Below are 7163 nucleotides of genomic sequence, written 5' to 3' on the forward strand. Positions count from 1 at the left end.
CCCCGGACGGGGGCAAGGCTGGAGCCAGCGGGGCCGCCCGGCCCCGGGTCCCCGCCTCCGGTCCCCACGGGCGGGTCCTCCCGGCTGCCCGAAGGAAAGCGAACGCCATGTCCCACCTGTGCCGCCCCGCCCCCGCTCCCCGGGAGGCGGCCGCGTGACCACCACCGCCCCCGGCACCGCCGACACCCCCCAGGTCCACTTCTGGGCCGTTCCCGATCTCACCGGGCTCGAGTTCGACCCCTTCCTCGCCCGCCTGCTGCACGAGGACCCGGTCACCCGCGTCCGGCTGCCCAACGGCGAGGGCCACGCCTGGCTCGTCACCCGCTACGAGGACGTCAAGTTCGTCTCGGTCGACCCGCGCTTCAGCCGCCAGGCCGTCTGGGGCCGGTCCATCACCCGGCTCGCGCCCCACTTCATCCCCATGGAGGGCGCCGTCGGCTTCGCCGACCCGCCCGACCACACCCGCATGCGCCGCGTCGTCGCCCGCGCCTTCAGCGCCCGCGCCCTGCGCTCGCTGCGCGACCACGCCCAGACCGTCATGGACCGGCTCCTCGACCAGGTGGAGGAGCACGGCGCCCCCGCCGACCTCATGGAGCTGGTCAACCGGCCCTTCCCGCTCGCCATGGTCAGCGAACTCATGGGCGTCCCCGAGGGCGACCGGCCGCTGATGGCCCGCTGGTCCGACACCATCATCTCCGCCGGCGCGGGCCGGGAGGCCAGCGAACGGGCCAAGGCCGACATGGGCCGCTACTTCACCGAACTCATCGGCCGCAGCCACGGAACCGGCCGCGAGACGCTCGCCGCCGTCCTCGCCGACGCCGTCGACGACGAGACGCTCACCGAACACGAGGCCGTCGGCCTCGCCGTCCTCATCCAGATCGGCGGCGCCCACGCCGTCCGCAACAACAGCGCCAACATGGTCTTCGCGCTGCTCACCCACCCCGACCACCTCGCCCGGCTGCGCGCCGAACCCGAACTGCTGCCCCAGGCGGTCGACGAACTCCTGCGCTACATCCCGCACCGCAACGCCGTCGGCCTCTCCCGGATCGCCATGGAGGACGTCGAGGTCGGCGGGGTCACCATCCCCGCCGGGGACCCCGTCTACGTCTCCTACCTGACCGCCAACCGCGACCCGGACGTCTTCCCCGAGCCCGACCGGCTCGACTTCGACCGCGCCTACAACCCGCACGTCGCCTTCGGCCACGGGCCCCACTACTGCCCCGGCTCCGCCCTGGCCCGCATCGAGTCCGAGATCCTCCTCGACTCCCTGTGGACCCGCTTCCCCGACCTGCGGCTCGCCGTCCCCGAGGAGGAGCTCCGCTGGCAGCGCGGCGCCCTCATCCGGGGCCCCGAGACCCTGCCCGTCACCTGGTGAGAGGAACCGGAACCCCGTGACAGCCACGGCCATCGGACCGGCCGGCGGACTCGTCGTCCCGCCCGGCCACGGCAGGACCCTGACCACCGCCGCCCAGCACGTCACCTTCAAGGTGACCGGCGAACACAGCCGTACCGCCTCCACGTTCGAGGTCGTCGTCCCGCCCGGCTTCGACGTCGGCGCGCACGCCCACGGCCACAGCGAGGAACTCTTCTACGTGCTGGAGGGCGAGCTCGACGTCCTCGCCTTCGAACCGCTCGTCCGTACCCCCGACAGCTGGCGCGAGTGGGAGTCCGCCTCCGGACAGCGCGCCGTCCGCGCCACCCCCGGCACCCTGCTCCTCGTCCCGCCCGGCTGCCCGCACGCCTTCGCCAACCCCACCGGCGAACCGGTCCGCATGCTGTTCCAGGCCTCGCCCCCGCCCGACCACGAGCGGTACTTCGAGGAGCTCATGGACATCCTCGGCTCCGGCGGCGAGGTCGACCACGAGGCCATCGAACGGCTCCGCGTCCGCTACGACATCGAACAGATCACCCCCCTCCGGCACGACGCCGGAGGCAGGCGGGAGACCACCCCCACCCCATGACCGCACCCGAGAACCACGGCCCCGTCGTCCACGACGGGGCCGTGGTACCCCTGACCGCCACGGGGCCCGACCCGCTGCCCCGCCGGCTGCGCCGCGAGGAGCCCGTCGCCCGGGTCCGCCTCCCGTACGGGGAGGGCCACGCCTGGCTCGTCACCCGCTACGAGGACGTCCGGCAGATCACCGCCGCCCCGCGCACGAGCCGCGCGCTCACCGCCGGCCGGCCGCTCCCCAGCTCCACCCCCCTCACACCCTCGCCCCGGCCGGCGGCGTCGGCCGTGCCGACCCGCCCGACCGCACCCGGCTGCGCAACCTGATCGCCCCCACCTTCACCCGCCGCCACATGCGGGCGCTCCGCGCGCACACCGAGGAACGGGCCGGGGACCTCGCCGCAACCTTCATCGGCCCCCTGCCCGCCGCCGCCGCCGAACTCCCCGGCGTGCCCGCCGCCGACCTCGACCGGGTCCACGCCTGGCGCGAGGCGGTCCTGCGGCACGGCACCACCGAGGCGGAGGCGGAGCCCGTCAAGGGCGAGATCGCCGCCTTCCTCACCCGCTTCCCCGCGCTCACCCTCGCCGTCGCGCCCGAACGCCTCGCGTGGCGGCGCGGGACCGTCAATCCCGGTCCGGTCGCCCTGCCCGTGACGTGGTGAGCGCCCCGAGGTGCGCGCCGAGGGGTAAACGCGTTGCGGCCACCGCCCCCGGGTGCTGAGGTGGCCGGATGGAACCCCAGCGCCTGCGTGACCTGTACGACCGCCAACTGCGTCTCGGGGCGCGCTCCGACGGACCCGGGTGCCGCGTCGAGCGGGCAGGCCCCGTCGTCCGCGCCACCGGCCCGGCCCACGCCTGGAACGGCGTCCTCTGGTCGGGGCTCGCCCCGGACGCCCCGGACGCCGAGGTCGACGCCGTGATCGCCGCGCAGATCGGCCACTACCGCGCCACCGGGACGCCCTTCGAGTGGAAGCTGTACGGGCACGACACCCCCGCCCGGCTCGGTGAACGCCTCCTCGCGGCCGGGTTCACCGCCGAGGACCCCGAGACCCTGATGGCCGCTCAGGCCGCCGCCCTGCCGGGGGACGTACCGCTGCCCGAGGGCGTCACCCTGCGCGCCGTCACCGACGCGGCCGGTGTGCGCCAGGTCGTGGAGGTGCACGAACGCGCCTTCGGGACCGACAGCTCCGCCCTCGGCCGGCAACTGCTCGACCGGCTCGCCGCCGACCCGGAGACCGTCACCGCCGTCGTCGCCCTCGCCGGCGGGGAGCCGGTCAGCGCCGCCCGCATGGAGCTGTACCCCGGCACCGACTTCGCGGGCCTGTGGGGCGGTGGCACGGTCGAGGGCTGGCGCGGGCGGGGCCTCTACCGCGCGCTCGTCGCCCACCGGGCGCGCGTCGCGGCCGAGCGAGGCCACCGCTACGTCCAGGTCGACGCGGCCGACACCAGCCGCCCGATCCTCGCCCGCCTGGGCTTTCTGACACTCACCACCACGACCCCGTACACGTACGACCCGCGCTGAACGCCCTTTCGGCAGGGGGACGTTCAGCCCCCGCAGCGTTTGACGCCGTACGAAGAGGGTGTACGGCCGGCGGCGCGGCGACCGCACGCCGCCGTCGACGTACGGCTCGCGGTGACCGTGTCCCGGGGCGGTCGCGCGACGGTCTCCCGCCCCGACCCTCCCGGGTACCGGGGACGCGGGGTACGCCGACGCCCCGGCAGACGGCCGGACCTCAGGAAGCCCAGTGGGCGGGGCGCTCGAAGCCCTCCGGGAGGCGGGTCGCGGCGTCCCCGCGCGCCGCGTTCAGCTGCGGCTGCGTCAGGAACAGGGCTCCCGTCAGATCCGCCCCCGCCAGCTGCGCGTCCCGCAGGTCCGCGCCGATCAGGTCGGCGTGCGACAGGTCGGCGCCCGTCAGGTCGGCCGCGATGAGCAGTGCCCCGCGCAGGTCCGCGCCCCGCAGCCGCGCCCCCCGGAGCCGCTTGCCGATCAGATCCGCCCCGCGCCGACTCCTCGGTGGCCGGCCACCGGCCTCGGCTCGCACCAGCTCGCTCGTCCGCAGCAGCAGCGGGTTCACCTCGCCGCGTACGGACGCCACGTCCAGCTTCTCCAGGGCGTCGGCGTCCCGTGCGGTCAGCTCCTCCACCCGGGCCAGCGCCGCGCCCAGCTCGCCGTGCAGGGGACGCGCGGCCCGCCGCCCGAGGGCCTCGGTGAGGTAGCGCAGCAGCTCGTGCAGCTGGCGCACCACCGGAAACACCTCGTACATCTGCCGCGCCGTCTCCGGAGCCGCCCGCCAGGAGACCCCGCCGAAGGTGACCTGGGAGACGTGCTGGCCGGCGCCGAAGCAGTCGTACACCGTGCACCCCTGGAATCCGCTGGGGCGCAGTTTCGTGTGGATGCCGCAGCGGAAGTCGTCCCGCAGGTTCCGGCAGGGGTCCCCGGAGGGCTTGTCGACGGCGAAGTCGGCCGACCGGGCGAAGGGCAGGGCCACGCAGCACAGGCCGAAGCAGCTGGCGCAGTCGCCGCGCAGCGCGGTCTCCCGGGTCTCGGGCACGGTGAAACGGTCCTTCGCATGGGGGGCGGATCGACCCACCGTATCGCGCCCCGCCCGGAACTTCCTTGCCGAGATCACCACGACCGGGGGAGGCTCGTGCCCATGCCGACGTTCACGACCCACGACGGAACCGAACTCGCCTACCGGCTGGCGGGCGTGGGCGACCCCCTCGTCTGCCTCGCGGGCGGCCCCCTCCGCGACGCTTCGTACCTCGGCGACCTCGGGGGCCTCACCGCCCACCGGACCCTCGTCCTCCTCGACGCCCGGGGCACCGGCGCGAGCGCGGAACCCGCCGACCCCGCCACCTACCGCTGCGACCGGCAGGTCCTCGACGTCGAGGCGCTCCGGGCCCACCTCGGGCTCGACCGGATCGACCTCCTCGGCCACTCCGCCGGCGGCAACCTCGCCCTCCTGTACGCCGCCGCGCACCCCGGGCGCGTCCGCTCGCTCGTCCTCGTCACCTCACTGGCCCGCGCCCTCGGCCAGGAGGTCACGGACGAGGAGCGGGACACGGCCCTCGAGACCTTCGCCGACCGGCCCTGGTATCCGACGGCGCGGGCAGCCCTGGACGCCCTCGGCCCCGGCACACCCCCGGAGAACGTCCGGGAAGCCGTCGCCCCCTTCGCGTACGGCCGCTGGGACGAGGCCGCCCGTGCCCACGCCGCGACCGACCGCCACCAGGCCCGTCCCGGGGCCGCCGCCCGCTACCACGCCGACGGCGCCTGCACCCCGGAGGCGACCCGCCGCGCGCTCGCCACCCTCACCGCCCCCGTCCTCGTCCTCGCGGGGGAGTACGACACCGGTCCCACCCCCGCCCGGGCGGCCGAGACCGCCGCCCTCCTCCCGCACGGCGAGCTCCTCGTCCAGGCGGGCGCGGCCCACTACCCCTGGATCGACGACGCCGGCGCCTTCGTCCGCGCGGTCGCCGCCTTCCTCGACCCCGCCGTCCGCACGGTCACCGTCGACGGCGTCCGCCTCGCCCACCGCGTCCAGGGGCCCGAGGACGCCCCGCCCGTCGTCCTCGTCCACGGCCGTGGCGAGAACAGCACCACCTGGGACAAGATCGCCGCCTCCCTCGCGGCCGACCACCGCGTGTACGCCCCCGACCTGCGCGGCCACGGCCTCAGCGACCATCCCGGGCACTACGGTTTCGACGTCTTCCGCGACGAGCTCGGCGGCTTCCTGAAGGCACTCGGCCTGACCGGCGCCACGGTCGTCGCCCACTCGATGGGCGGCGGCGCCGCCCTCCTCCTCGCCCGGAGCGAGCCCGCCCTCGTCGGACGGCTCGTGCTGGAGGAACCGCCGGGGTTCGTCCCGCTCGACCCGCCGCGCGGCCCCGCCGAACGCCCCACCGGGCCGCTGCCTTTCGACTGGGCCGTCGTCCCCGCCACCGACGCCCAGCTGAACGACCCCGACCCGGCCTGGCGCACGGGTCACTCGGCGCTCACCGTGCCGACGCTGGTCCTCGCCGGCGGAGAACGCAGCCACCTCCCGCAGGACCAGCTCCGCAGGCTCGCCGAACAGATCCCGGGAGCGCGCCTGTGGACCGGCGACGCGGGGCACCTGATCCACACGGAGGACCCGGCCGGTTTCCTCGCCGCCCTCCGGGAGTTCGGCCTCGGCCCGGCGGCCCCGGATGCGACCGATGGGGAGGGGCCCTGACGGCGCCGCCACGGGCGACCGCGGACGTGACCTGACGGACCGGCGCGGCCACCGCCCGCTTTCCGCCGGGCGGAACCGGCTTCGGCCGCCCCCGCTCCCCGGCGCCCTCCCGGCGTCCGCGATCATCATCGGATGACCTTCACCAGCGGCCCCGGCCGACGCACGCTCCTGACCTCCGTGGCCGCCGCCGCGGCCGGCCTGCCCCTCATCGGCGACCTCGCCGGGAACGCCCCCGCCGCCGCGGCGGCCACCACCACCGAACCCGCCTCCAACGCGGTGCTCTACAGCAAGGCCGAGTACCAGGAGGGCGTCCACTGGATGCGCCGGTTCCGCACCCACCCGCGGCCCGAACTCGCCGACAATCTGCGCCACTCCACCGCCCCCGTCCGCAGCACGGCCGTCCTCGCCCCGCACGGCGGCGGCATCGAGGCCGGCACCAGCGAACTCTGCCTGGCCATCGCCGGCTACGCCCTCCTCGCCGAGGACGAGGCCGGCGCCGTGCCCCCCGAGCAGACCACGGTGCCCGGCGTGCCGCAGCGCGACTACTGGATGTTCGAGGGCCTGGCCTCGTCGAGCGAACTGCACGTCACCTCGACCAACTGTGACGACCCGGCCGCCCTCGCCGTCTGCACCCGCAACCTGTACGCCGTCTCCCTCCACGGCTTCGCGCCCAAGCCCGACAGCCCCGAATCGGCCGTCTCGGACAAGCAGATCGTCATCGGCGGCCGCGACCAGCGGCTCATGCGGAACCTGGAGGCCTCCTTCGCCGCCCACGGCCTCACCGCGCAACAGGCCGACCCTGCCCGGAAGGTGGTGGTGACCGTCGCGGGCCCCAACAGTGCCCTCAACGGCGACGACCCGGCCAACATCGTCAACCGGACCGCCACCGGCGCGGGCGCCCAGCTCGAGATCTCCACCGCCCTGCGCCGGGCCATGTTCGGCGACTTCAGCGGGGCCCCGGCCCGCCGCCGTACGGCCGGCTCGGGCACCGAACCCGCCCA

At 75.7% G+C, this 7163-nt stretch carries 8 protein-coding genes; 7 read left to right on the forward strand and 1 reads right to left on the reverse strand.

Going from position 1 to position 7163, the window contains the following annotated elements; genetic code table 11:
* Positions 1 to 154 precede the first annotated feature (154 nt).
* From RIF68_RS21050 to RIF68_RS21070, 5 genes are all read left to right on the forward strand, one after another.
* Positions 155 to 1375, forward strand: a complete 1221-nt coding sequence (locus tag RIF68_RS21050; protein WP_309052841.1) for a cytochrome P450 — start codon at positions 155 to 157, stop codon at positions 1373 to 1375.
* A 16-nt stretch (positions 1376 to 1391) separates the two neighbouring features.
* Complete coding sequence (locus RIF68_RS21055) at positions 1392 to 1961, forward strand: cupin domain-containing protein (RefSeq protein WP_309052842.1); 570 nt, start codon at positions 1392 to 1394, stop codon at positions 1959 to 1961.
* The gene (locus tag RIF68_RS21060; RefSeq protein WP_309052843.1) at positions 1958 to 2275 is read left to right on the forward strand and encodes a hypothetical protein; all 318 of its coding nucleotides are present in this window, start codon (positions 1958 to 1960) and stop codon (positions 2273 to 2275) included. Before RIF68_RS21055 ends, RIF68_RS21060 begins: the two co-directional genes overlap by 4 nt.
* Before the next feature lie 26 nt (positions 2276 to 2301).
* Positions 2302 to 2610, forward strand: coding sequence for a hypothetical protein (locus RIF68_RS21065; protein ID WP_309052844.1), 309 nt, complete (start codon positions 2302 to 2304; stop codon positions 2608 to 2610).
* Between the two features lie 68 nt (positions 2611 to 2678).
* The gene (locus RIF68_RS21070) at positions 2679 to 3470 is read left to right on the forward strand and encodes a GNAT family N-acetyltransferase (protein ID WP_309052845.1); all 792 of its coding nucleotides are present in this window, start codon (positions 2679 to 2681) and stop codon (positions 3468 to 3470) included.
* Positions 3471 to 3681: 211 nt separating this feature from the next.
* On the opposite strand, the gene RIF68_RS21075 is transcribed toward RIF68_RS21070, so the two are convergent.
* Positions 3682 to 4500 carry a pentapeptide repeat-containing protein gene (locus RIF68_RS21075; RefSeq protein ID WP_309052846.1) on the reverse strand — a complete coding sequence of 273 codons (819 nt, stop codon included), beginning with the start codon at positions 4498 to 4500 and terminating at the stop codon, positions 3682 to 3684.
* Between the two features lie 102 nt (positions 4501 to 4602).
* Between RIF68_RS21075 and RIF68_RS21080 the strand changes: the two genes are divergently transcribed.
* A complete protein-coding gene (locus RIF68_RS21080; protein ID WP_309052847.1) occupies positions 4603 to 6162 on the forward strand; it encodes an alpha/beta fold hydrolase in 1560 nt (519 codons plus the stop codon).
* Positions 6163 to 6294: 132 nt separating this feature from the next.
* Positions 6295 to 7163: poly-gamma-glutamate hydrolase family protein (locus tag RIF68_RS21085; RefSeq protein ID WP_309052848.1), on the forward strand; the 869-nt coding region annotated here is incomplete at its 3' end.

The sequence above is a fragment of the Streptomyces sp. genome, assembly GCF_031178505.1.
Taxonomy (GTDB): Bacteria; Actinomycetota; Actinomycetes; order Streptomycetales; family Streptomycetaceae; genus Streptomyces; species Streptomyces gulbargensis.

What these genes read in the sequence shown, in the direction of transcription:
- RIF68_RS21060 (WP_309052843.1), top strand. Translation starts at nt 1,958, where the DNA reads ATGACCGCACCCGAGAACCACGGCCCCGTCGTCCACGACGGGGCCGTG.
- RIF68_RS21065 (WP_309052844.1), top strand. Translation starts at nt 2,302, where the DNA reads ATGCGGGCGCTCCGCGCGCACACCGAGGAACGGGCCGGGGACCTCGCC.
- RIF68_RS21070 (WP_309052845.1), top strand. Translation starts at nt 2,679, where the DNA reads ATGGAACCCCAGCGCCTGCGTGACCTGTACGACCGCCAACTGCGTCTC.
- RIF68_RS21080 (WP_309052847.1), top strand. Translation starts at nt 4,603, where the DNA reads ATGCCGACGTTCACGACCCACGACGGAACCGAACTCGCCTACCGGCTG.